The organism is Microcoleus sp. EPA2, from assembly GCA_020882975.1.
Taxonomy (GTDB): Bacteria; Cyanobacteriota; Cyanobacteriia; order Cyanobacteriales; family Microcoleaceae; genus Microcoleus.
Map to the genome: position 1 here is coordinate 1885 of JAHRFD010000033.1, position 25752 is coordinate 27636.

General features: G+C 43.8%; 21 protein-coding genes. 11 read left to right on the plus strand and 10 right to left on the minus strand.

Annotation, left to right across the window (positions count from 1 at the left end; translation table 11 throughout):
* Positions 1–920: 920 nt before the first annotated feature.
* From AAFP14_RS22485 to AAFP14_RS22495, 3 genes are all read left to right on the plus strand, one after another.
* A complete protein-coding gene (locus AAFP14_RS22485; RefSeq protein WP_341734414.1) occupies positions 921–5594 on the plus strand; it encodes a choice-of-anchor Y domain-containing protein in 4674 nt (1557 codons plus the stop codon).
* 277 nt (positions 5595–5871) lie between these two features.
* Positions 5872–7404, plus strand: coding sequence for a phytoene desaturase family protein (locus AAFP14_RS22490; RefSeq protein ID WP_341734415.1), 1533 nt, complete (start codon positions 5872–5874; stop codon positions 7402–7404).
* 133 nt (positions 7405–7537) lie between these two features.
* Positions 7538–8752 carry an FAD-dependent oxidoreductase gene (locus AAFP14_RS22495; protein ID WP_341734416.1) on the plus strand — a complete coding sequence of 405 codons (1215 nt, stop codon included), beginning with the start codon at positions 7538–7540 and terminating at the stop codon, positions 8750–8752.
* Between the two features lie 190 nt (positions 8753–8942).
* Here AAFP14_RS22495 and AAFP14_RS22500 read toward each other — a convergent pair whose 3' ends face one another.
* Positions 8943–11474, minus strand: coding sequence for a GH116 family glycosyl hydrolase (locus tag AAFP14_RS22500; protein WP_341734417.1), 2532 nt, complete (start codon positions 11472–11474; stop codon positions 8943–8945).
* Positions 11475–11747: 273 nt separating this feature from the next.
* Between AAFP14_RS22500 and AAFP14_RS22505 the strand changes: the two genes are divergently transcribed.
* From AAFP14_RS22505 to AAFP14_RS22515, 3 genes are all read left to right on the plus strand, one after another.
* Complete coding sequence (locus AAFP14_RS22505; RefSeq protein ID WP_341734418.1) at positions 11748–12032, plus strand: type II toxin-antitoxin system Phd/YefM family antitoxin; 285 nt, start codon at positions 11748–11750, stop codon at positions 12030–12032.
* A 117-nt stretch (positions 12033–12149) separates the two neighbouring features.
* Positions 12150–12374: a type II toxin-antitoxin system RelE/ParE family toxin gene (locus AAFP14_RS22510; protein WP_341734419.1), complete on the plus strand. Its 225-nt coding sequence runs from the start codon at positions 12150–12152 to the stop codon at positions 12372–12374.
* Entirely contained in the window at positions 12374–12817 is a 444-nt protein-coding gene (locus tag AAFP14_RS22515; protein WP_341734420.1) for an Imm30 family immunity protein, read from the plus strand. The genes AAFP14_RS22510 and AAFP14_RS22515 overlap by 1 nt, the downstream gene beginning before the upstream one ends.
* A gap of 74 nt (positions 12818–12891) precedes the next feature.
* On the opposite strand, the gene AAFP14_RS22520 is transcribed toward AAFP14_RS22515, so the two are convergent.
* Genes AAFP14_RS22520 through AAFP14_RS22535 form a run of 4 tightly spaced genes read right to left on the minus strand, consistent with a single transcriptional unit; the run spans position 12892 to position 15679 of the window.
* Entirely contained in the window at positions 12892–14181 is a 1290-nt protein-coding gene (locus AAFP14_RS22520; RefSeq protein WP_341734421.1) for an ATP-binding protein, read from the minus strand.
* A 45-nt stretch (positions 14182–14226) separates the two neighbouring features.
* Positions 14227–14568 carry a HepT-like ribonuclease domain-containing protein gene (locus tag AAFP14_RS22525; protein WP_341734422.1) on the minus strand — a complete coding sequence of 114 codons (342 nt, stop codon included), beginning with the start codon at positions 14566–14568 and terminating at the stop codon, positions 14227–14229.
* Positions 14555–14911 carry a nucleotidyltransferase family protein gene (locus tag AAFP14_RS22530; RefSeq protein WP_341734423.1) on the minus strand — a complete coding sequence of 119 codons (357 nt, stop codon included), beginning with the start codon at positions 14909–14911 and terminating at the stop codon, positions 14555–14557. The genes AAFP14_RS22525 and AAFP14_RS22530 overlap by 14 nt, the downstream gene beginning before the upstream one ends.
* Positions 14912–14935: 24 nt before the next feature.
* On the minus strand, positions 14936–15679 hold the full coding sequence (locus AAFP14_RS22535) for a hypothetical protein (protein WP_341734424.1): 744 nt from the start codon (positions 15677–15679) through the stop codon (positions 14936–14938).
* A 291-nt stretch (positions 15680–15970) separates the two neighbouring features.
* Between AAFP14_RS22535 and AAFP14_RS22540 the strand changes: the two genes are divergently transcribed.
* Complete coding sequence (locus AAFP14_RS22540) at positions 15971–16261, plus strand: nucleotidyltransferase family protein (RefSeq protein ID WP_341734425.1); 291 nt, start codon at positions 15971–15973, stop codon at positions 16259–16261.
* A gap of 302 nt (positions 16262–16563) precedes the next feature.
* Here the strand turns inward: AAFP14_RS22540 and AAFP14_RS22545 are convergent, their stop codons facing one another.
* The gene (locus AAFP14_RS22545; RefSeq protein WP_472851083.1) at positions 16564–17100 is read right to left on the minus strand and encodes a gamma carbonic anhydrase family protein; all 537 of its coding nucleotides are present in this window, start codon (positions 17098–17100) and stop codon (positions 16564–16566) included.
* Positions 17101–17214: 114 nt separating this feature from the next.
* On the opposite strand from AAFP14_RS22545, the gene AAFP14_RS22550 reads away from it, so the two are divergent.
* Positions 17215–17724: a TIGR02652 family protein gene (locus AAFP14_RS22550; RefSeq protein WP_341734426.1), complete on the plus strand. Its 510-nt coding sequence runs from the start codon at positions 17215–17217 to the stop codon at positions 17722–17724.
* A gap of 11 nt (positions 17725–17735) precedes the next feature.
* Positions 17736–18170 carry a VOC family protein gene (locus AAFP14_RS22555; RefSeq protein WP_341734427.1) on the plus strand — a complete coding sequence of 145 codons (435 nt, stop codon included), beginning with the start codon at positions 17736–17738 and terminating at the stop codon, positions 18168–18170.
* Positions 18171–18243: 73 nt separating this feature from the next.
* Here the strand turns inward: AAFP14_RS22555 and ctpB are convergent, their stop codons facing one another.
* Positions 18244–19563, minus strand: coding sequence for a carboxyl-terminal processing protease CtpB (gene ctpB, locus AAFP14_RS22560; protein WP_341734428.1), 1320 nt, complete (start codon positions 19561–19563; stop codon positions 18244–18246).
* A 225-nt stretch (positions 19564–19788) separates the two neighbouring features.
* On the opposite strand from ctpB, the gene AAFP14_RS22565 reads away from it, so the two are divergent.
* Positions 19789–20616 (plus strand): hypothetical protein, encoded by an 828-nt coding sequence (locus AAFP14_RS22565; RefSeq protein ID WP_341734429.1) that lies wholly within the window; start codon positions 19789–19791, stop codon positions 20614–20616.
* A gap of 46 nt (positions 20617–20662) precedes the next feature.
* On the opposite strand, the gene AAFP14_RS22570 is transcribed toward AAFP14_RS22565, so the two are convergent.
* Positions 20663–21229 (minus strand): pseudouridine synthase, encoded by a 567-nt coding sequence (locus tag AAFP14_RS22570; protein ID WP_341734430.1) that lies wholly within the window; start codon positions 21227–21229, stop codon positions 20663–20665.
* A 258-nt stretch (positions 21230–21487) separates the two neighbouring features.
* Here AAFP14_RS22570 and wecB point away from each other — a divergent pair, with 258 nt between their 5' ends.
* A complete protein-coding gene (gene wecB, locus AAFP14_RS22575; protein ID WP_341734431.1) occupies positions 21488–22618 on the plus strand; it encodes a non-hydrolyzing UDP-N-acetylglucosamine 2-epimerase in 1131 nt (376 codons plus the stop codon).
* Positions 22619–22747: 129 nt separating this feature from the next.
* Here wecB and AAFP14_RS22580 read toward each other — a convergent pair whose 3' ends face one another.
* Positions 22748–24706, minus strand: a complete 1959-nt coding sequence (locus tag AAFP14_RS22580) for a sensor histidine kinase (RefSeq protein ID WP_341734432.1) — start codon at positions 24704–24706, stop codon at positions 22748–22750.
* Positions 24707–24711: 5 nt separating this feature from the next.
* Complete coding sequence (locus AAFP14_RS22585; RefSeq protein WP_341734433.1) at positions 24712–25599, minus strand: substrate-binding domain-containing protein; 888 nt, start codon at positions 25597–25599, stop codon at positions 24712–24714.
* Positions 25600–25752: the final 153 nt, after the last annotated feature.

Genomic DNA, 25752 nt, shown 5'->3' on the forward strand with positions numbered 1-25752 from the left:
GATAAGACAGATGAATACAGGACGATGCTACCACATTTGATATCAAATCCTCTCTTCATCAGAATTATTAATCTCTCTCTGATCTTCCTTCGCGCCCTTTGCGCCTTCGCGGTTAAATCATTCCGATGCAATTTGAATTATTTTTACCACAGAGAACGCAGAGGACACAGAGGAAGATAAGAGAGATGAATTCAGCTTGGTGCTACCCCATTTGATATCAAATCCTCTCTTCATCAGAATTATTAATCTCTCTCTGATCTTCCTTCGCGCCCTTTGCGCCTTCGCGGTTAAATCATTCCGATACAACTGGAATTATTTTTACCACAGAGAACGCAGAGGACACAGAGGAAGATAAGACAGATGAATACAGGACGATGCTACCACATTTGATATCAAATCCTCTCTTCATCAGAATTATTAATCTCTCTCTGATCTTCCTTCGCGCCCTTTGCGCCTTCGCGGTTAAATCATTCCGATACAACCGGAATTATTTTTACCACAGAGAACGCAGAGGACACAGAGGGAGATAAGAGAGATGAATGCAGCTTGGTGCTACCCCATTTGATATGAGTCCTGTTAATTATTTAAAATTATGCTTGACAAGGCTCATCCGTATTATTATGATATTTTATCATATTTAATACTAATTTGGGATTTAATCTCAGTATTATTACGTACAATATTGAGACCAAAATCAATTTAGGTTGTACCAATTTAATGGGTCGTTGCACATATCTCGATCCCCCTAAATCCCCCTTAAAAAGGGGGACTTCAAAAAGCTTCCGGTCCCCCCCTTCTTAAGGGGGGCTAGGGGGGATCGAATTCTACGGGGCCTCATAAAAAGTTGGTATTCCCAGTCCTAGGGCGACATTGCTTGACAGATAAAACATCGTTTTTATTTGAAATTTAGGTGCATCTATATGGGACAGATAATTATCAACGAATTCCGCAGGGCTACAGGAGATATTACCGGCAACGAGTATGTCGAGTTATTGCTGACAGAAGATTTAACTGTAACTCAGCTTCAGAGCTATTTTGTGGGGGATTCAACTGTTCCTACAACAGCTAAATATTCAGCTTACAGATTTACTAATATGGCGAGTATTGCGCCTGTTTTTAAAGCAGGAACAATAATTGCTATTGGTGGCCCTCCAGCTAATCAAGAGATTGTTTACAATCCTCTACCGCTTGGCACAAATAATGATTGGAATATTACATTGAGTGCCGAAGGTGGATTTTTGACCAAGTTACTACCAGTCGGAAACTTTGATAGCGATTTAGCTGCTTCCGATGTTGTATATGTTGATAATACTACCCCTCTCACTACAACCAATACAGTAGATTCCATCGCCTGGAGGACATCAGGAACCCACGGAGAATTTGGCAATGCAGCTAAAGTACAAATTGCAGCAGCCAACAACGGTGGCATTGTCGAGTTTTCCAGTGCTTTGGGCGGAGTTAATAAAACTATAAATTATGCTGTCAACAGCCCCGGTTCCCTCGGTTTGCCCAATGGTGGAATTAACACTATTTATATTAATAACCTCCGCAATCCCCAGGTAAATAGCGCTCCAAATTTGGCAAATCCTACTGTTAATCCATCATTCCAGATTAACGAAGATATAACTAACTCAGCTAACACAGGATTTAGTTTTGGTGGCTATCTTGCGGAGTTGGGTACTGATGCTAATCAGGATATGTTAGGGGTCGTTGTTACGGGAGTTGAAAATATTAACGGCAATTGGCAATTCTCGACTAATAGTGGCAATAGTTGGACAAATTTTGGTAATGTTTCTGAAAATTTAGCAACTGTTTTAGGAACGAATGTTGTTTATAATGGCTTACTTGGTAACACTCCTAGCGAGCAAGGTTGGCTGAATTTTACTAATTTAAATGCTGCGACTCCTGGGGTTATTGCTTCGGAAATATTTAGCGGGAATGGAGTTAATTTAAATAGCACTGCTGCTAATAATATTTATGCGGGGTATACCAACAATCCTTTAAATCCTTCATTTCCGATCCTCGATCGCAATTCGGGCTTTAGTATATCTTTTAATCTGCAAATTCTTTCCGAATCGCGCACTAATCCCAATCGAGCTGGTTTTAGTATTATAGCGGTAACAAGCGATCGCAAAGCAATTGAAATTGGTTTTCAACAGCTATCTGCAACTTCTGGGAATATTTTTGCTCAGGGAGACGGCATTACTCCTAATCCAGGGGGGCAAACTAATAGCTTATTTGTGGCTGCGGAGAATGTTGCTTACAACACTAATCTTGCTACTAATTATACTCTGAAAGTGCAAGGCGCAAATTACTTTCTTTATAATGATAGCGAGGTAATCCTAACCGGCCCACTCCGAGATTATACTGCCTTTAGCGGTGCGATCGATCCTTACGAAACTCCTAATTTTATATTTCTAGGAGACGATAATACTTCAGCCCAAGCTAATATTAACCTGACAAGAGTCTCGGTGCAAACACCTGGGAAAGTGCGTTTTTTACCCAACTCAGACTATTATAGTACCTCTGGTAGCGAGCCAAAAATTACCTTTCGCGCGTGGGATGGAAGTAACGGAATTGCTAGCGGTACAACGGGTGTCAATGCTTCTGTCACTGGGGGAAAAACACCGTTTAGCACTAATGCCATAACATCTACAATTACTGTTAATCCAGTTAACGATGCGCCGTCGTTTGTCAAAGGGTTCGATCGCACTCTCAACCGCAACGCAGGCCCGCAAAGCGTTACTGGATGGGCTACAGCGATTTCCGCAGGGCCAGCCAACGAGTCGGGACAAAGCCTCAACTTTCAAGTGGTGGGGAATGACAATACAGGTTTATTTAGTGTAGCACCTGCGATCGACTCTTTAGGACAACTAACGTTTACGCCCGCCCCAGGTAAAACTGGTAGTGCTACGATTACTATAAATCTCAAAGACAGCGGCGGTAGTGATAACGGTGGCGTGGATACTTCGCCCAATCAAACTTTCAATATCAACGTCAATAATACAGGTACATTTAACTTTAGTCAAGCCGATTATACGGTTAATGAAAACGGTAATTTTGCGACAATTACTGTGACTCGCACTGATGAGACCAATGCACTAGCTAGTATCGATTATAACACAAGTAATGGCTCGGCGAATGCTGGTAGTGATTATACCGCAACATCTGGTACTTTGAATTTTGCGATCGGCGAAACCAGTAAATTTTTCACTATTGAAATTATTGATGACACCTTAGTAGAAGGAAATGAAACTGTTAATTTAAGATTAATTTCTCCTACTAATGGGGCTGATTTGGGGGCTATTTCTACGGCTGTTTTGACTATTGTAGATACGACACCAATTCCAACTCCCACACCTACGGAAACTCCGACTCCGACTCCAACTCCGACACCTACAGAAACTCCGATTCCAACTCCGACACCTACAGAAACTCCGACTCCGACTCCGACACCTGCGGAAACTCCGACTCCGACACCTGCGGAAACTCCGACTCCGATTCCGACTCCGACACCTACGGAAACTCCGACTCCGACTCCGACACCTACGGAAACTCCGACTCCGATTCCAACTCCGACACCTACGGAAACTCCGACTCCAACTCCGACACCTACGGAAACTCCGACTCCGACACCTGCGGAAACTCCGACTCCGACACCTACGGAAACTCCGACTCCGACTCCGACACCTACGGAAACTCCGATTCCAACTCCGACACCTGCGGAAACTCCGACTCCGATTCCAACTCCGACACCTACGGAAACTCCGACTCCGATTCAGAAGCCTGCGGAAACTCCGACTCCGATTCCGACACCTACGGAAACTCCGATTCCGACACCGACACCTGCGGAAACTCCGATTCCGACACCGACACCTGCGGAAACTCCGACTCCGATTGTGACGCCTGCGGAAACTCCGATTCCGACTCCGACGCCTGCGGAAACTCCGACTCCGATTCAGAAGCCTGCGGAAACTCCGACTCCGATTCCGATTCCGACACCTGCGGAAACTCCGACTCCGATTCCGACACCGACACCTGCGGAAACTCCGACTCCGATTCCGATTCCGACACCTGCGGAAACTCCAACTCCGACTCCGACGCCTGCGGAAACTCCAACTCCGATTCCGACTCCGACACCTGCGGAAACTCCAACTCCGACTCCGACGCCTGCGGAAACTCCAACTCCGACTCCGACACCTGCGGAAACTCCGACTCCGATTCCGACACCGACACCTGCGGAAACTCCGACTCCAATTTCAACACCTGCGGAAATTCCGACTCCGATTCCGACTCAGACGCCTGCGGAAACTCCGATTCCACAGAAAATTGTCATTCCAACGGTGACTATAATTCTGGCTGAAAATTTGACTCAGATTCCGACTGCGATTTCAGTGGGGATGGGTACCCACCATCCAACGCCCCTCCCACCTGTGGAAATGCTGACTGATTTTGATGGGGGAAATATCGATACTTTTTCGGAAAACTGCTTTTGCGATCGCACTATTTTACCAGATATCCCGTCCCTTCTTCACCCCAATATTACTCAACATACTTTCAGCCCTACTGAGGGTAAAGATACCTTAACCGGGACTAATTTTAACGACATTATCAATGGTTTCAAGGGTAGCGACTTGCTGATTGGATTGCAAGGTGGCGACTATATTTATGGTGGATTTCCTAGTCACATTTATGTCGCCCCGGATACAGACAGCGACACCATATTTGGTAACGAAAATAATGACTATATCATCGCTCATGCTGGCCATGATATTATTTATTCAGGTAAGGATCATGATTTGGCGATCGGTGGCAAAAACCATGACTTAATCTGGGGCGATAAGGGCAATGATACTCTAGTTGGCGGTGAAGGTGCTGATAGTCTATTTGGTGGCACTTCTAACTCGTCTGATGGCGATTTAACGGGACGAGATTTGCTATTTGGCGATCGCGATCGAGATTTTCTCCATGGACAAGAAGGCAAAGACACTCTGTCTGGTGGCAAATCTCATGATACCTTACACGGTGGCAAAAATAACGATTTAATCTTCGGCAATACCGGCAATGATTTACTATTAGGAGATTTAGGCAATGACAGCATCTGTGGCGGCCCAGGAGACGATACAATTATGGGAGATATGGATAATATTTCCCCAGATGTTAGCGCTCAAAAAGATTACCTCTGTGGCGGTAATGACAATGACTTCATTTTTGGCAATGACGATACCGATCAATTGTGCGGTGGTGAAGGAAATGATACTCTTCAAGGTGGCAAAGATGACGATACTTTGATTGGAGGCCTAGGTGAGGACTGGCTAATGGGAGATTTAGGCGATGATACGTTACAAGGTGGAAATGGAAGAGATTACTTTGTATTAACTGCGCCCGAAGGCAGCGATGTAATTACTGATTTTACCCCGGATGAAGATGTGCTTATTTTAACAGGAAACTTGACAGTCGATCGACTCCGCATCATCCCAGAAAACAATGCCACTTTCATCAGGATAGCCTCCAGCGATCGACTTTTAGCTATACTCAAAGGAGTACAAGCAAATGCGAAGGCGATCGACATTCTCTTCCACACACTTACCTGATACCAAACCCGGCTGAAATACCCATCATATAAAATCCTCTCTTCTCTTCCTTCGCGTCCTTGGTGCCTTCGCGGTTAAATCATGCCGATACAACCGGAATTGATATCAACAATTGTCTTCATAATTTCCTCAGAATTGAGAGTTAGTCTCAAGATAGAACGATCGCCCGATTCACTCGATCGAGGAAATATCCCATTGATGTGACACTAAACTATCCCGTGTTACTTTTCCTCCCAGGGCTAAAGCCACTGGGTTTCCAAGCTCCCGCGAGGTTTTTATGAAAACAGATTACCTGATTGTCGGCAGTGGTTTATCCGCACTGGTTTTTGGGGCCTTGATGGCAAATTCTGGCAAAACCGTGCACATCCTCGAAGCCCATGAACATCCGGGGGGCTTTGGTCATACCTTTACAATGGCAAAAAAATATACGTTTAATGCCCAATTTCACTACGTTTGGGATTGCGGTGAAGGACACACTGTCAATCGCGTACTCAAAAAGCTAGGTTTGGATCGAGATGTAACTTTTGAGCGTTACGATCCCAATGGCTTCGATCACATGAAAATGCCTGGATATTCCCTGGAAATTCCTTCAGAATCAACAGAATTGAGCCGCAGATTGTCCCTGTTGTTTCCTGAAGATGCCACTCGAATTTCCCAATTTATCAACGAAGTTGAAAAGACTGCCGCCGGCTTAAAAAAACTAGCTCCTCCCATCAAACCAGTGGAATTAGTCAAACATTTCAGTGAGGTATTTTGTGCCATTCAATATCTCAATAGTACACTTCAGGATGTTTTCGATAAATTTAAACTTCCACAAGCAGCCCAAACCTTATTAGCCTTGCAATGGCCTGATTTTCTACTGCCACCAAATCAACTTTCTTTCTATGCGTGGATTGCCTTATTTAGAGGCTATCAAGAAGGTGCATTTTACCCAACCCAACATTTTGAGGATGTCATCAATTCCTTAGTTCAAGTCATTGAATCCCACGGCGGCAAGGTGCAGCTAAATCATGAAGTCATCAATTTTAGACTCACCAACCGAACTGTTACGGGAGTGCAAGCAATGGATTTGACCTCCCATCAAACTCATGAATTCACCGGAGACACCGTGATTTGCAACCTCGATCCGAAAAAAGCAGCCAAAATGATTGGTGAGGAACTGTTCTCTAAAACAGTAAGGCGGAAACTGAATTATGAGTATTCTGCATCTAACTACATGGTCTACTGTGTTGTCAAAGATATCGATCTCCGAGACTATGGATTTGGCAAGTGGAATACGTTTCATTCTGGGCATCAAGATTTGAATGAAGCATTTGCTCAAATGTACGAGCAAAATGATTTTTCTAATCCCAGTTTTGCCATCACAACTCCAACTTTATTGACTGAATCACGGAGAGATTGTCCCGAAGATTGTCAAATAGTTGAATTTCTCACTGTTGCTAATTACAGTTATTTTAAGCAACTCTGGGATAGCGATCGCAAAGCTTATCGAAACAAGAAAAAAGAAATTTTGGATTCAATTTTAGACGTAGTTGAGAAACACTACGTTCCGAATTTCCGCAAACACATGGTCTTTCATATTACAGGAAGTCCCACCACTAACGAGCGCTTCTGCTGGTGTCCTAATGGCAATTCTTATGGTTCTAGTCTAACGCCCCGTAACATGGGAGTCGATCGCCTAAATCACGAAACATCCCTCAACAATTTCTATTTCTGTAATGCCTCCTCCGGCTACCCAGGATTTGCGCCGACCTTTTGGACAGGAGCACTTTTGTATCAACGTTTATCAGGCGATCCAATTTTAGGCTAGGAGGAATTCTCTAATAAAAAACACGAGGCAGAGCCTCTAGCAATGCGTTCCCAGGTAGAACCTGGGAACGATAATTTATTCCATATTCCATATTCCATCTTCCATCTTCCTTCTATCAATTTAGGAGAGAACCATGAGAATTGCAATTGTTGGAGGCGGAGCTAGTGGAATGGCCACAGCCTACTGGCTCGATAAACAGAAGCATGATGTTACAGTGTTTGAAAAACAGCCAATTTTAGGCGGACATATTCGGACACTCAACAAAAACGTTGCGCCCAATCAATCTGAGTGTAAAGATATCTTAGAAAATGGAGTATTAGAATTTCCGACAGTGTTTTATAATTTTGCTACTCTCATGGAAGAGCTAGGAGTAGAATTAGAACCTGTGGAAATAGGTTCTTCGCTATTTTTTAAAGACGGTCGCCACTTTTTATCAGCAGTCGCCATTCAGAAAAACTTCACGGGAATTCAACGCCTGATTGAATATTTACAACTCGATGCTCTCTATGCTCGTTCTGCTGGATTCATCCTGAAAATGCGATTTTCTCAAACGCATGATTTCTACGATATGCCACTGGGTCAGCCTTTAAATAGCTCCTGTGTACGCAATACTTGGCTCAAGTTACTGACGATGTATAGCTACTCGATACCTTTTGAAATCATCAACAATTTTCCAGCAGAATTGGCGATTCCCATGCTACGGGAATATGCGTCGGTGAACTGGGTAAGGATTAAAGGTGGCGTGTATTCTTACATTGAAAAAATTATTGAGTGCTTTGGGGGTAAAATTTTGGTGAATGTGGAAATTGAGAGTATTTGTAGAGGCGCTGATGGTGTAAAAATTGTGCTGTCTACTGGGGAGATTCAGGAGTTTGATAAGGTTGTGTTTGCCACACCTCCCGATCGCGTAATGAAGCTGTTGTCTGACCCGACGGAGGCGGAAACTAAGCGGTTTTCGGCATGGGAAGCCAATTATGCGACTACTTTGCTGCATTCGGATACATCCATGTACGATCGCTACGGTATTCGCAAGTTATCAGAATTTGATTTTTTTGAAACAGACAAAGGATGGGGCTATAATGCGAGTTTAAATCAGCTTTGTGGCATCTCATCTCCGCGGGAATACAGTTTAGCTTTTCACCTGGATGAATTGATTGCAAAAGACCAAATTATTCACATTCAGAAACATCACACCCCTTTATATACAGTGGAATCTTTCCGATATCGAAATGAAATTATCGAGACTAATGGAGAGAATCATACTTATCATGCGGGGGCTTATTTGGGTGATGGTTTGCATGAAGGAGCGATTACGTCTGCTTTGCGAGTTGCTAAATTAATCGGTTGAGCTGAATCTACCTCTGTCATAATCATTGTGGAACAGACAAGATGCCTGTTCTTGACTGTCTTTTTAGGAGATGTCTAATAGACATCTCCCAAAATTATTGTGGGGAGTAGATTATACCATTTTCATAAAGTCCTACTACAGATCTAGTTCAAAGCCCCCCCTTAGTAAGGGGGGGTTGGGGGGGTAGATATTAGACATCCTGCTTGTCCTTGATGCAAAGGCTATAATAAATAGCCCAAATAGCCATGGGACGCAAATAGTGACAAGCCCGAAAAGTCCCCGTTGCCGTAATCGCTTCCGGCGTCCGAAACTGCAACCCATAGTCATAAATTTGTCGCACCACCGTATCAGTCAACTTAAATGCCTTATCCTCCATTCCCATCTGCACCAAAAAAGCGGCTAGCCCAAAATTAATCCCCGTCCAAACTTCTAGAGGATGAGTCGCATTCGGATTTTCCGGTGCCCCATTGAGCATCAACCCATTAGCCGCCCCAAACTCACCATCTTTGAACTTCAGAAAGCAAGATTCGTAGACAGTTTCTAAAGCACTAATGGCACATTCTAGCGGCACAATATCCGGCAAACCTAACAGTTTTGCGTAAAATTGACCGCACAATTGATCTGTCATTACCACTGCGGAATTACTCTCACTATCCAAACGGTAATATTGACCGTTCCAGAGTTTTTCTTGATAGTTTGGTCGGGCTTGTTCCAACCAACTGTGATATAATGCAATCTTTGCTTGAGGATTTGGAATTATCTCTGGCGCTCTATCTTCTAAGATTTCGCCGATCGCGATCGCACTTTCGAGCGCAGCCAACCACAAACCCCCACAATAGGCACTTATTCCCCGCATTTGCCAGTCATCAAACGTCTGATCCGGTGCTCCCGAATTCTCAGGAATCCCATCACCATCCTCATCAAAAGTTTTCAGATAAGCCAAAGCCTCAACAATTGCCGGCCAACAATCTTGCAAAAACTCATAATCTGTGCTACCAGTCAACAGGAAATCGCGATAAACTTGCAACACAAAATCCGAAGGCAAATCCTTCCACAAATTGCAATCTTGATAGCTAGTATAATTCGTTTTCTCCCAAGGATGCTCGTTAGGAGCACCCAAATCATGAGGAGTCGCACCCACAGCTTTTCTAATAGCAGCAGCTTGATTCCAGCCCACAATTCTCGGTGTATCATCGCCTGTAGAAATTGCCCGCGCAAAAGCGATCATTACCGATTTTTCTAATTCCGGCCACAACATCAATAAAGCAAAAGAACCGTAAAGACGCACGTCTAAACTTTCATACCAACGGTAATCAAGGCACTCCAAAACTCCAAATTGACCCTTCGGATCGCGTTCATCCGCCGCAGTCCAAAGAGTACCGCCATCAGTGAGGATATACAACTCATTAAACAAAGCCATTTTGAAGCTATCAGTCAAATCTTCCCGTGACAAAATCGGTTTTTGCCAAGCTTCTATACTTTCGCGCCAAGTATCGGAATGCTTCATAGCAGTACGAATCATCGGCCAAGCATTTTTGCCATTGCGCCCAAAGAAATCTGTATAGCGGCGGTAATAACAAACTCCGGGTGCAAATTCAGTAATGGGGAAATCCCAGGCTAAAATAAATGGAATTTTGCGAGTTTTTCCTGGTCTAATTGTAAAGCGAACGGCGATCGCACAGGCCGATCGTTCTCCAGGGGTGCAGGGTGTCTCGTCTTTATCATCCAACAACAAACCTTCCCCAGAAAAGTGTCGCCAAATATCCTCTCCATTCCCCACAGGATTCCAGCGAGTTTGATAGAATACTTCTACCGCTGGATTGGTAATAGTGGCGATCGCCCATTGTCCATCCCCTTCTTTTGGCTCATCATCAGCATTTAAGCGCGTCATGACACAGCCAATCCGGTGAAAATCTTCCACCAACAAATTCATATTTCCGCCACTTTCTCCCCACCGAGGCTGATACTCATAGGCGGGACTTCCATCATCCCGCACCTTAACGGGAACCCCCCCGTACCCCCCCTCAGTCAGGGGGGGCTGGGGGGGGATAGCATTAGTAAACCAGCCGACAATATTCTCCCAAGTTAACATGATGCTGAGAGTAATCGGCGCATCTGTAGGATTGTGTGCCACCCATTCAAACATGGCAACTGGGTAACTGCTTTCTTGATAGTTATCCGGCAAAATTGGCGAAAATTGTTCGCAACTTAATTGTGCCTGAAATACATTTTCGTAAACAAACCAACTCCGGGGATACAAAGCATGATAAGTCCCAGAAGATTGAAATTCTTCCCCTCTTCCTTCTTCCTCTTCCCTCTTATTTTCCCCCCTTGGGGGGGGTTGCGGGGGGTTGACTTCTTCCTTCTTCCTTCTTCCTTCGTTGGGATACCATTTCCAACTAGATAAACTGCCATCTGTAGGCGGTTCAGTACACAGTGCGTAAGCTTGTTTTTTGCCAGCAGTTTCTTCAAAAACGCTGAATTGACAAGCGGGCAAACTATTAAAAATATGTTCTCCACCGTCGATGTGCCACAGGTTGAAGTCTCCACGGGGCGATCGACCAATGCACCCAGCACCGAAGCCACCCAAGGGCATTCCGTGCCAAGGACCATCGTCGAGATTGCTGGCGTAGCGGACTGTGTAGGGGTTGTCCCAACCGAGGCCTATGGCGCGTTTCCAGGTGTGTGGAGGGATGTTTGGATGGGATGTGCGATCGTTCATGATTGATTTGTATGGGGAAAGGCGATCGGTGAAATTCCGGCAGAACCTTAATAGTATATGTAGGACTTACGCAAAAAACCCAGTTTCTGATTTAGATTTCAGATATCGAGCAGGTGCGTCGCCATCAGTCATCTACTTGGAAACCCGAAAAATCTGATAGCGACGCACCCTACAAGAACTCTCGTTACCGACAATATATCATCTCAGCTTAGATTGACAAACTCCGCAGGTATCGTTTAACATTTAATTAGATGCTAATTTCATGTCATCATTATGATTAACCTTTCAAGAGACATACATTCTCTCACCGATTTCAAACGTAATACGACTGAGTTTGTGCAGCGGCTCAAACAAACAAAACATCCTTTAGTTCTAACTGTCAACGGGAAAGCAGAGTTAGTTATTCAGGATGCTGAATCCTATCAGAAACTTTTAGATGCGGTTGAGTTATTAGAGACTTTAAAGGGAATTAAGCTGGGTTTGGCACAAATGGATCGAGGGGAAGGAAAAAAAGCGGAGGATTTTTTCAATCAACTGTTTGATAAGCTAGACAGTTAGCCATGAATCAGAAATATCAAGTAATTATCCAACCCGCAGCACAAAAAGCAATCGAGGAATCTTATTTTTTGGTTTAGTAATCATTCTTCTCTGAAGGCTAGAACTTGGTTATAAGGATTGTATAAAGCAACCTTATCTCTAGAAAATATGCCTTCTCACTGTTCCTTAGCCTATGAAAATCGTTTTTTTAATGAAGAAATACGACAACTGGTTTACGGTAAGGGACGAAATGCGTATCGGATTCTGTTTACGATTGTTGATGATAGCGTTCAGATTATTTTTGTGCGACACGCTGCTCAAAAACCGATGATAGGTGAATCAGATGAGGAAGGTAATAGCTGATGAAGGAAAATATCTGGATTAACATTTTACAAGTAAATAAATTGATGCGATCGCCTGATGAAGTTACAGCTTTTGAAAAAGCTTTAGCCTCACTTGCCGATCGTCCTCAAAATGAAGATTTGCCAGATTTACATCTGATTTTAGACGATCGCTGCGAACAGCCAGAAGTCATGTTTGGTTTGATTCATTTTCTAGAATCTTTTGATGTGTCAGCCCAGATTCAAGCCTTTGTTACAGTTGTACCGCAATTAATGCTTGTTGCTTCGGAATGGACGAGAATCCTTCACGGCCGGATCTTAAACGATGATGATGCTTGTCGTTTGTATCGAGATATTTTGCATTCATTGAACTCCCAAGAACCTAATTTTGTTCGTCAATTGCTCGAAGAAAGCGCTAGTTACCATTTGAACCAGCGGGAGCCAAAATTAGAGTTAGCTAGGTAAGTTTGAAAAAGGCGATCGTACTCGCTCAAAATCTTTTTGATTAGGGTGCGATAGTTCTCTATTTTATTCATTGGCTAATTACCTGCGATTTGCACGAAAATACGTTGTGCTTGTTCCTGTTCCGTCCAACTGAGTTTGTTATAAATCGTATTAGCCTGTTTAGCCAAAGCTTGCTTAACACCGCCCATCTCCAGATATGCTGCATGAGTAAACTTCCCCTGTTGCCGTGTCTGCCATAATCGAGTTAAAGCAAACTCCAATAACGGTAAATTTCCCGGTTCCGCCGCCACATCCCCCAGAATGCGTTCAGTTAACCCCGACTCTAATTCCACCAAATTCTCCACAGGCTTTTCTATCGTTTCTTGTAACTCTTGAGGACTCATTGGTCCCAACGGTGGCAGGGTAGACTTTTCGAGAGCATCCACTAACCCACGGTAAGACAGCACATATCCGTAAAAATCAGCCCGCAGAGTGAAAACAAAGGTAAAATTAGGTGTTCGTTGAGCCGGTGCTACCTCAACTGCGCTTAATAATTGATCTAAAAAGCGCTGACGTTCCTTCTCATCCCGACACAGCGAGTACAATTCCTCAAATTGGTCAATTACTAACAAGATTCGTTTGCCTGGATTACGATCCAAAATACTTGCCACAACCTGCGATATCATCAACCCATCCTGGTTCATCTCATCGGCCAGTTCCGCTGCTCGTCCAGGTTGCTGAATTTCATCCAATTCCGGCTTGAGTAAACGCACCAAAGCAGAAGCCAGCCCATAAAACGGCTGACTCTGCGGACGAAAAGACTGAATTAGCCAAGTTCCCTCTGCCCGCAACCGGGGAATTAGTCCAGCAAACACAACGGAAGACTTGCCACTTCCAGACGCACCAATGACAGGTACTAAAGGATATTTTTTCACAGCCTCCACTAACTGCTCGACAAACTTATCCCGTCCAAAAAATAGGTGTTCATCTTGTTCTGTAAATGCTGACAAGCCCTGATACGGGCAATCTATTTTATCTTCATCACTCTTTTTTGTTTGATTTTTTTGAATCAAATATTTTATAAACTCTTCATCTTCCGGAGATAAATTTTGTTCACTATGAATAAAATATTCTAATAAAATAACTAATGCCAATTTTTCTTCCGAGCTTTCATTATCTTTGATAGGTCTAACTTTAGAAATCTCAGTAATCAGGTGATTAAAAAAACCATTAAAATCCCTTTGATCTGTACGAATCAAATTAAGAAAACTACTTAGAGGACTTGCTCCGATAAAATCAATGCGAGAGTCAGCAGTTTTCAGTTGTGAACTATTGGCTAAAATTTCCTTAAGCTTTCTTTGTTCTTCAGGCTTTAACAAGTTCATAGTTAGTCGCCATAATTAATTACTTTTGGTTTGTGATTTTCACAATTAATTTTCAGGAGATGGGAGGATTGGTTCAAATTGAGTTAGAAGTTCAGGAAGCTTATTTTGTACAACATCCCAGATTACATCAAAATCAACTTGGTCATATTTATGGATCAACATATCTCGCATTCCAGCTATCTCTCTCCAAGGGATTTCTGGATGTTGCTGACGAAAATCTTGAGATAGCCGTTTGGTTGCTTCGCCAATAATCGCAATCTGGTAGAGAATGGCTGATAATTTTTCATCATTCATTTCCAGTTCAGCTCGACTTATCTTGTCAGTGTAACGCAATATTCGTCTGGTGGCTCTTTCTATATCAATCAAGGATTCCTTATCGCGTGGCATAAATCACTTGTGCTGAATCTAAAATAATTTGACGACGTAACCAATTCTCGCTTTTTTCCAGGGCTTTCTTGATGATGAAATCTACTTCACGGGTAAACATTGCTTTTAACTCATCTTGCATTTCTAGAGTTTCAGTCAAACCCCGTTTAGCTTCTGGCGCAAAAGTCACTAACACATCAATATCACTATCAGGACGAAAATCCGATCGCAAAACCGAACCGAATACTGCAAATTCAATGATCTGCCAACGTTGACAAAACTCGATAATTGCTTTTTGTGAAACTCCGAACCGTCTCTCCAGAATATTTTTTTTGTCCACCTGGGTAAGAACTTCTATAGTCATTGATTCAAACTCCTAAATTTTATTTTATTCAAAAAGTGTTTCCAGCGATCGCAATTCTGCCTCTGTCTCATCATCAATTGGCGGTAAAGGGCGCTGCATGATGGAATAGAGCGATCGCCTTTCTCCTTTGCTTTGTAAACCGATCTCCCGCAAATAATCTTCGATTTTAAACACCATCGGTTTTCGATCGGATTTCGCCACATCAGGGCTAAGGTCTAGTTCAAATAAATAGTTGTCTAACGGGAGGGTTCCAGACTTGCAGTTAAAACGCACCCATGCTTTTTTTGCTTGACTTTTAGTAAAAACATGATTGCAGGTGAGTAATAAATCAGGCTTAATTAATACTCCAGTACCAATACCAGTTCCTTTTGGTGATTCGATCCTACCTACGGCATGACGACTTGCTAAAGCATTAAGTTTGTCCTTTCCTTCTTCCAGTAACTTGCCAAATAAAGCAATATCTTCTTCGGGCAATTCATCTATTTCTGATTGAGCGCTATCGCACAAATATTGCAGGAAGTTAACCAGCGGATGATAATCAGCTTTTTGATATGAAAAAGAATATTTTTTGAGTTCTGCTACTAAATTATTAGCAAAAAGTGGAGCCTTATTATCAAATTTAATCTGGTTTAATAAAGCCTGATGAATGCCAGAATTATTCAACACATCTTGGCGATCGCTCGCAATGATAACCTGCTGTGACCAGCGAGTTAATGCTGCTATCAAAGGCGAAACATCTTTCTGTTCCAAAAATACGTCTGGATTCATTAAATTTTTCTCTAAATCAGTTAATAGGCTACTTGGGGTACTTTATGATTACTTTTCACCTTTACTCCTCCGACAGCCTTAGCCGGATGTTTTTGAGTTTACCATATTCCCAAAGACATATCTAGGCGATCGCCCGCACTCTCCCAAACCCATCAAAAAGCCTTTGAAACCCAGCTATCCCGTCGGCAATAACCCCGCCTGTCACAAAATCAATCAGGGATTTGCGATCGCCCATATCATCCAATTCTCAACATACTACCTTAATATTAAATTAGTTTTGGGAAACAAGCTATGAAACGCGATGATGTACTAGCAATTGTAGCCGCACACCGAGAACAGTTGCAGAAAATGGGAGTAAAATCTCTTAACTTGTTTGGTTCAGTAGCACGAGATGAAGCTCGTTCAGATAGTGATGTAGACTTTTTAGTTGAATTTAATCAACCTGTAGGACTCTTTGAATTTATCGAAGTGCGGCTTTATTTGCAGGATATTTTGGGATGTTCAGTCGATTTGGGAACTCTGAAATCTTTAAAACAACATTTGCGAGAACCTGTACTTAAGGATGTCATCCATGCCTTCTAGAAATTGGCGACTTCAGTTAGGAATTTTTCTGTAGTGTAAATCATTAGAAATCAATACTTTTTTGCTTGATTTTAATTACTATTGTTTAGCATTGATGTCAAATAAAACTAGCTCGGAGATCCCCCCTAGCCCCCCTTAATAAGGGGGGGACAAGATTCCGATCAAAGTCAACCCCTACTCCCCTTTTTTCCCCCCTTGGGGGGGGGTAGGGGGGGGTGGGGGATGCGAGGGGGATCTAGACTTCGATAAAAACGAGAGAGACAGATGGTTTCAGTTTTAAGTTGATATGAATGTTGAAAACCTTATTCCTTCACCTCAAAAAATCCCAAATCATTCCCTTTACCTGCATGGACTAAAGCCAACTTTTCGTAACGCCTAGCGTGCTCGATTAATTCCGCCGCTTCTTCCTGGGAAACATCCCGCAATCGCTTCGCAGGTACTCCGGTAACTAGGGTGTAAGGGGGTACATCCTTGGTGACAACCGCACCGGCACCCACGATCGAGCCTGTTCCTACCCTAACTCCATCGAGGACGATCGCCCCAATCCCGATCAAACAACCCCGTTCAATGTAAGCTGAGTGAATCACCGCTCGGTGTCCCACTGTCACAAAATCTTCCAAAACCGTCGGTTTTCCTGGATCGCCGTGTAAAACAGATCCATCTTGGATATTAGTACAAGAGCCGATCGCAATCCGCTCCACATCCCCTCGCACCACCGCCCCGTACCAAATACTCGCCCCCACACCTACTTCTACCTTACCCATAACCACAGCACCTGGGGCGACAAAAGCAGCTTGGGAGAGATCGGGAATCGGCCAATAAGAAGGAAGTGTAGTCACGGATTCCTTGGGATTGCTAATCGAAAAAATGGGTTGACCTTAACCAAGGCTCAATACAAGATATAATACAAGTATTTGGGACTTTTGCAGAGAAAAAATTTTGGGACGCACTACATGATCGAAGTAGCCTTGCAATACCCGATGTTTGGCCCGGAGATTCAGTGTCCCCACTGTCGCCAAACAATTCCGGCTCTCACCCTCACGGATACCTATTTGTGTCCGCGTCACGGGGCATTTGAGGCCGATCCAAAAACGGGAGATTTAGTTCACCTTCAGTCGGGGCGACACTGGCGTCACTGGGAAAATGAATGGTATCGTCAGCACACTCACCCCGATGGAATTCGGTTTGAAATTCACGAAGCGCTCGATCGACTATATACTCAAGGTTATCGAGCAACTCGCATCATCATTGCCCAACGCTATAGGGAATTAATCAGCGTGTATTTAGAGCGCAGCACATCTTGGCGGGGTCAATCGGAATCTGCAATGCCGAAGCTTTACGGTTTACCTGTGGATTTTAGCCCCCAATCTGAGGAGGAACCTTGCTGGGAAGTGATTAATTTTGATTTGGAAAAAGAGCCAGGAGTTCCGATTCGATATCCCTATTTTCGGTTGTTTGAATAGTCATTAGTTAAATGCACCACGCCTCGATTCGTACTGCTAATATTCACCGGGCGATCGCCTTTTACGAACAGTTGGGATTTACTGTGAGCGATCGCTTTACCACCGGTTACACTCTAGCCTGTTGGATGGAAGGCCTCAACGGACGCATTGAACTCATCCAAATCCCAGAACCCAAACCAGCCCCAGATGCTTTTGGAGACGAGCATTATGTTGGATATTATCATCTATCCTTTGATTTAACTGAGGTGACATCTGACTTGCCTACTTGGTTAGAGTCTCTCAAACAACGGTTTGAGCAAGCAGCTTGTGAGGAACCAAGCCAGTTTCAGCCGCTGAAAGTTTTATTAGAACCGACTCAACAGGCGATCGGAGAAAATGTTTACGAAGTAGCTTTTATTGCCGATACAGATGGTTTGCCTTTAGAGTTTATTTTAAAACAGGGTTGAAAACCCAGTTTCCAAAATAAAACCCGCCGGTGCGGGTTTTATCTTCAAGCTAATTGTTAAGTGCCAATTTCATCTACTTCTGAGGAACAACAATTTCATTCGCAGCAACAGGACGAGCTGAGGAAGCGGTAGTTTTCAAAAGTGCGATCGCCTGGGCGTAACAAGGATCGTCCTTAGTAGCAACCAAAGTCGGTTTGTTAGCTAATTTCAGCTTTTGTGCATCGGTGACTTCGACTTTGACATCGGGAGTAACGCCCTTGTGACTAATATCAGTACCGTTGGGAGTATAGTAGTGAGCGATCGTCACCGCCAATCCCGAACCATCAGACAAAGAATGCACCGATTGTACTAAAGCCTTGCCAAAAGTTTGACCACCCATCACCGTGGCGCGTTTATTGTCCTTGAGAGCACCAGCCAAAATCTCGCTGGCGCTGGCAGAATTGTCGTCTACAAGGACTACCAAAGGCTTGTCAGTGAGGGCAGTCCGATTTGCCTTCATTTCCTGAGAATCTCCGGCTCGATCGACTGTACGGACGATAGCCCCGGTATCCATCCACATCCTGGCAATATCAATGCTTACACGTAGCAAACCCCCTGGATTGCCACGCAAATCCAACACAAAAGCATCAACTTTCTGATCCGAGAGCTTTTTAATAGCTGCTTGCATTTGTTCTCCGGCGTGGGAGCTAAACTCTTGCAAACGGATATAACCGACTTTCTTACCTCCTTCATTTTTGAGACTGTAGCGAACTGCCGCTACCTCAATTCTGGCCCTAGTCAGGGTAATATCAAACTCACTTTTACCAGGCCGAGCAATCCGCAAGGTGACTTTAGTGCCTTCAGCGCCCCGAATTATTTGAGCAGCATCAGAAACAGTCATGCCTGTAGTAGGTTTACCATCAATCACCAAAATGCGATCGCCCGCTTGAATCCCAGCCTTGAGGGCCGGGGAATTTTCCATCGGCTCAACCACCGTAATCGCCTTAGTTTTCTCGTCCGCTTCCAGCCTCATCCCTACCCCTGTTAGTTCCCCAGAAGTTTGATTAGTCAACGCTTCGTACTGCTTCGGGTCCATGAAGCGGGTGTAGGGGTCGTTTAACTTCTCTAATGCCTTGCGGAGAGAAGTATAGGCTGCTTCGCGAGAGGTATAATTTTGGCCGAGCAAATCTTGGCGGGTAAGTTCCCAGTCAGTCTTGTTAAAACTGCCATCAACATACTCTCGGTTCACAATTTGCCAGGCCTCGTCTAAAACAGCTTTGGGGCTATCTTGAAGCTCAGCACGGACGGATTGACTCAGGCCAGGTACAAACAAAGATATGGAAGCGGTTGTCGCCAGAGCCCCATTGAACAGGGCTGCCTGTAATTTAGAAAAGCGTCTGCGGGCTATATTCATTGAATTTGGCTCAATTCTATTTTAGATTTTTGATGGAAGATTTTCGATTGCTAGAAAATCTCAAATCACTGTAAATAAACTTTCTTGCGGAGGCTATGGCATCCTTTTGAACAGTTTAACTAGCTTTTTCACCGATCGCCAACCAATCACCAATCTATTTTACTGAATTTTACGCTGACCGACTAATCCTTTAAACTTAATTAATATCCTAAATTTCCAAGTGCCGTGCAAGCTAAAATCGAACAATTTTCTCACAAGTGGTTGAGTCTGCTCCTCTGTGGAGTTATTGGTATAGCAGCCGCTTGCGGGGTCATTACCATGCAGTCCCAGGAGCAATTCGGCGGAATTTCTGCTAGGGAAACTGAGGGGGGAAAGCCCTTACCGACCATCTCGGCCGCTACTTTCAAGCAATCCGAACAGCAAGAAGCCCTGCGGCTGAAAATTCTCAAAGCCATCCCCAGTTTTGGATTTGACAATTTAATTGCAGATTGGACATTTCTGAAATTTTTGCAATATTTTGGCGATGACGAAGCCAGAGACATCACTGGTTACAGCCTCAGTCAAGATTATTTTGACATCATCACTAAACGAGACCCCAGGCGAGTGGAAATTTACCCATTTCTGTCAGTTGCTGTTTCTTTTTACCAAGCAAAACCAGAAATTGCAGTCGATTTAATGGAACGCGGTACTAATGTCCTGTCGCCACAAATTGACCCCCAAGCGTGGACGGTATGGCGAAATAAAGGACTTGACGAATTGCTGCTGCTGGGTGATATTCCTGAGTCTATTCGATCGCACGAAATGGCTGCTGACTGGGTAGAAAAAACGCCAGAAGGTCAGAAATTAGCACCGATATTTCGTGCTACTGCTGAATATTTGCGTCGAGACCCCGATAGCGTCCAGGTACGCTTTTCGGCTTGGAATATGGTTTATGCTCAAACAAAAGACCAACTTGTGCGCCAAAGGGCGAAACAAGCTCTTGTCCAATTGGGAGCTCAGGTACGAAAGGATAAAAATGGAAAAGAGAGTTTTATTTTACCACCGAGAAAGTAGTTGAATCTTGGGGGTTTACTTTTAAATGTATTGGTAATTATCCCATTTAAAATCTCAAATCAGCTTGGGTGAGTTCGCGCCACTCACCAGGATTGAGGCCTTCTAGACGCAAATTTCCGATCGCACTTCTGACTAACCGCAAAGTCGGGAAGCCTACTGCTGCGGTCATCCTGCGGACTTGTCGATTGCGGCCTTCTGTCAGGGTCATTTCCAGCCATGCTGTGGGTATATGCTTGCGAAATCGAATCGGCGGTTCCCGTGGCGGTAACAGGGGTTCCGCTGATAATAATTGCACTTTTGTCGATCGAGTCCGATAATCTTGAATAGTGACACCAGTCTGCAAAGTAGCGATCGCACCTGCATCAGGAATCCCTTCCACTTGCACCCAGTAAGTACGGGGATGAGCGAATTTCGGGTCACTGAGTCGGTGCTGCATTTGTCCATCATCCGTTAACAACAACAGACCTTCACTATCGCGATCGAGCCTTCCGACCGCATAAACGTCAGGAATCGGAATATAATCTTTCAGAGTTCGGCGTTTAACTTCTCCTGAATTATCAGTGAATTGAGTCAAAACATCGTAAGGCTTGTAAAATAGAATATAACGAGGCATAAGAAATTAAAAATTTAAAATGTACTAATCTCAATAAATTTGTAGGGGCGGGTTTCACCAATAATAATTGCCTAAAACTCACAATCTCAAAAACCCGCCCCCACCAATGGCAATATGAATAAACCTACTCAGATATTGCATCCAGACCAATATTTTTGTAGGGGCGGGTTTCACCAACAATAATTGCCTAAAACTCACAATCTCAAAAACCCGCCCCCACCCAACAGCAATATAAATAAACATACACCTAACTTTACCATGCCCGAAGCCACACACCGCATTTGCATCGTCCTAGGAACCCGCCCAGAAGCAATTAAACTAGCCCCAGTAATTCAACAGTTCAAAAATTCCCCATCCTTTGACACCCAAGTAATATTAACAGGCCAACATCGAGAAATGGTCGAGCAAGTCATGGGACTGTTCGATCTAAAAGCCGATCGAGATTTAGCAATTATGCAGCACCACCAAACCTTGACAGATATTACTTGCCGCAGTTTGCAAGGTTTAGAAGCTTTGTTTCAAGAACTAAAACCAAAAATTGTCCTAGTACAAGGAGACACAACCACAGCTTTTGCCGCTGCTTTAGCTGCATTTTACCAAAAAATACCTCTAGGTCACGTAGAAGCCGGATTACGAACAGACGACCTGTTCAATCCTTACCCAGAAGAGGCTAACCGCCGGTTGATATCTCAGCTCACACGGCTGCATTTTGCCCCAACAGCCCTGGCTGCGGAAAATTTGGTGCGATCGTCCGTTTTGGGACAAATTCACCGCACAGGCAACACAGTGATTGATGCTTTGCTGGGAGTAGCCAAACGCGAACCCAAATGTAATATTCCCAACTTAGAATGGAGCAAATATCGCACTATTTTAGCCACAGTTCACCGCAGGGAAAATTGGGGAGAACCGTTACAAGGAATTGCCAAGGCATTTCTCAAAATTTTAGCGCAATTTCCCGACACAGCCTTGCTATTACCACTGCATAAAAATCCCACAGTTAGAGAACCTTTACAAGCTATTTTGGGCAACCATCCCAGAGTCTTTTTAACTGAACCTTTAGATTACGCAGAATTAGTAGGAGCGATTCAAAGATGCTATTTAATCCTCACAGATTCCGGCGGCTTACAAGAAGAAGCACCGAGTTTAGGGAAGCCTGTTTTAGTATTAAGAGAAACCACAGAAAGACCAGAAGCAATTGCCGCCGGCACTGCTAAACTCGTCGGTACAGATGCCGATTTAATAGCAGACTCCGCCGCCGAATTACTGAGCAATGCCGATGCTTACAACGCAATGGCAATGGCCATCAATCCTTTTGGAGACGGTTTGGCAGCGGCACGGATTTTGAAAATTGTTAAGGAGTATTTGAGTGAGAATATAGTTGATAGTTGATATCAATTCCGGTTGCACTCCTTAGGATATAAAGGAGACGGCACCTGGAGTCTCCTAATTTCGGCTACTAATAATTCCGATGCTACCGAAATAGATAGGACAGTTAGTTTAAACACCACAAATTGATTTTCAAGTAGGCATTAACGGCTGATGTATGGGAATCTCAATTATAAAATTTGTGCCTTTACCCAGGGTGGAATCACACCATAGTTTGCCACCATGCTTTTGAGCCACCTGATAGCTAATGGATAACCCTAATCCTGTACCCTTACCTACGGGTTTGGTTGTGAAAAAAGGATCGAATAGGCGCGATCGCGATTTCTCTGGAATGCCAGTACCATTATCCGCGATCGCAATTTGCACCCAGTCTGGTTCAATTGTGGTAGTCTTAATCCAAATCCGATTCGATTTGGTAACAATATCCTCAAAACTATGCCCTGCATTACTCTCTTCCAAAGCATCGATCGCATTTGATAGCAAATTCATAAACACTTGATTCAGTTGACCTGCATAGCATTCTACAAATGGTAGTTCTGCATATTCCTTAACTATTTCAATGGCTGGTCGTTCTTCGTTAGCTTGGAGGCGATGTTGCAAAATCATCAGGGTGTTATCAATGCCTTGATGCAGATCTACAGGCTTGAATTCCGCTTGATCCAGGCGAGAAAAGTTACGCAAGGAAAGCACAATATCCCGAATGCGATCGGTCCCAACTTTCATCGACTGAAGAATCTTAGTCATATCCTGAGTTAAGAAGTTTATATCTATATCATCCAGCTCATTTTGAAGAGATTGAGGTGGGTTTGGATATTGTTTTTGATAGGAATCAAGTAATCGGAATAAGTCTTGAATATATAAATTTATATGACGCAAATTGCCATGGACAAAGTTGACCGGGTTGTTGATTTCGTGCGCTATTCCCGCCACCATTTGCCCCAGTGCCGACATTTTTTCGCTCTGCACTATTTGACTTTGGGTGCGGTGCAATTCTTCAAGGGTAATTTTTAATTGTTGCACTTGTTCGTTCAGTTGCCGATCGCGATCCGTAATTTGCTCTGCCATACTGTTAAATCCCTGAGCTAAAAGACCCACTTCATCCTGACTATCAACCGGAATACTAAGGGCTAAATTGCCTGTGGCTAATTCCTGAGTTGCCTTAGTCAATCCTTGAATTCGACGGCTGAGAGCTTGAGTCATACGGAATCCTCCGATCATCACAACTGCGATCAGGACACTTCCTAATAGACCAAAACTACCCACCACAAACCATAAATGCTGTTCTGATTTCTCGATTTCCTTAGCAGAATGGAGTACAGCAATTTTGAGAGTTGCCCGATCGAAACCTTCTAGCTTGACTGTTTTGATCATGTATTTTTCGCCGGCAATCATGATTTTGGTGGGCCAATCATCTGGTTGGGGGAATTGCCAAGACTGATCGCGGTTAAGTGGCAAAGTAGCTGCCGTCACTCTCTCGTCATCAAAAGCCACTAAATCTATCGATGTGTCGCCCCGAATTGACTCTAACACTGCGTCGTCAATGGCTAATCCTGCAACCAAGCCAGCCAGTATCTTTTGAGATGATTTAATCGAGATCAAGCCAATCATCGAAGATGGAGCAGTATTTTCTGACAACATAATTCCCGATAATTCTAGTCCAGTGCGAGCGGCGCGGTTGATAGAGGTATCCTGCAATTTGGCCTGTCCAATGGCTCCTAACTGCGAAGACACTAAGATTTGACCCTCAGCATTAACTATTCTGACAAAATCCAGTTTTAAACTTGTTTGGAGTGGTAATATAGTCCGTAGTAATAAAGCGCGATCGCCAGTATTTAAGGCTCGGATCGCATCATTATTCTCACTCATCGAACGAGCTTTCAAATTGACTGATTCTTGTCTTTGCTTTAAAGATTCCCTGAGCAAACTAGCCAGATCCAAAATCTCCTTCTGCGCCATCTGTTCTAAGTTGTTTCTCGCAAAATAACCAAAACTCAATGTTCCGGCAGTCCATAGACTCAGAAATGCCAGCAACAGAGGTGATAACAACTTGACGGCAACGGGTAATTGCGCGTATCTGGATTGAATTGCCATAGCCCTTAATTCTTGGCGGAAGTCGTCACTGAAATAAAGCCAGACTGCTCCATCGCGTTGATTGATGGGGGACTAGAGATGTATTGAATTAGCGCTTGGGTAGCCTCGGAAGGATTTTTGTGCCAGACAAATGAAATTGTCCGCACCATCGGATACTTCCCCGCTTTGACATTTTCTAGTGTTGGTTCAACCCCGTTGAGACTGAGGCGGTTGACAGGTAGTTTATTGGAAATAGCCTGAGCAAGGGAAAAAGCACCGATGCTATAAGGAGTGCTTTGAATTGTCTGGATCAATTCCGTTTCTTTCCGCAATATTACTGCTTCTGGTGAACTCTTCAAATCTGTTCCTAAGTAATGTTTGCGTAGGAGTCGTTTGGCAGATTCATCTTCTGGGCGATCGAGCAACACAATTTTAGCATCGTTGCCTCCAACTTCCTTCCAGTTGGCGATCGTACCACTATAAATGCCTTTGATATCTTCAGTCGTCAGGTTTTTGACCCCTGTGACACTAGGATGAGTCGCAACCACAACGGCATCATGGGCAATTTCGCGAGACTCGATGCTGCCATCATTTTCTTCTGGCTTTAATGTTTTCGAGATTGCACCTATATCGACTACTCCCTGTTTAATTCCATCAATGATATTTTCGGACTGCCCCGGTTCTAGCTGGGTAATTTTGACATTTTTTGTGCTAGCTTCATAATTGGTTTGCACCACCTTAATCAGACCCAATGTGCTGCTCGATCCCCCAAGTTTGAGCGACGAGGTTTGGGTTGATGCTGCCACAGTCGTAGGCGTTGTGGTGGTGGGGGGTGTGCTGCTTGTCGTTGTGCAACTGGGCAGGCCAAGAAGCGCGATCGCACTTACAATTAGTGTCACTAAATTTTGTTTCATTTTACCATGCCTACGTTATTCAAGGCGATCCGACTATTTGATTTACAAGTTGTTGAATATTTTGTAATAAATTAAAATTGGTGAATAGATTTTTGATTGATATGACGGTGGATTTCACCTCCACTAAATTTTATCGTGAATAATTCAAATTTG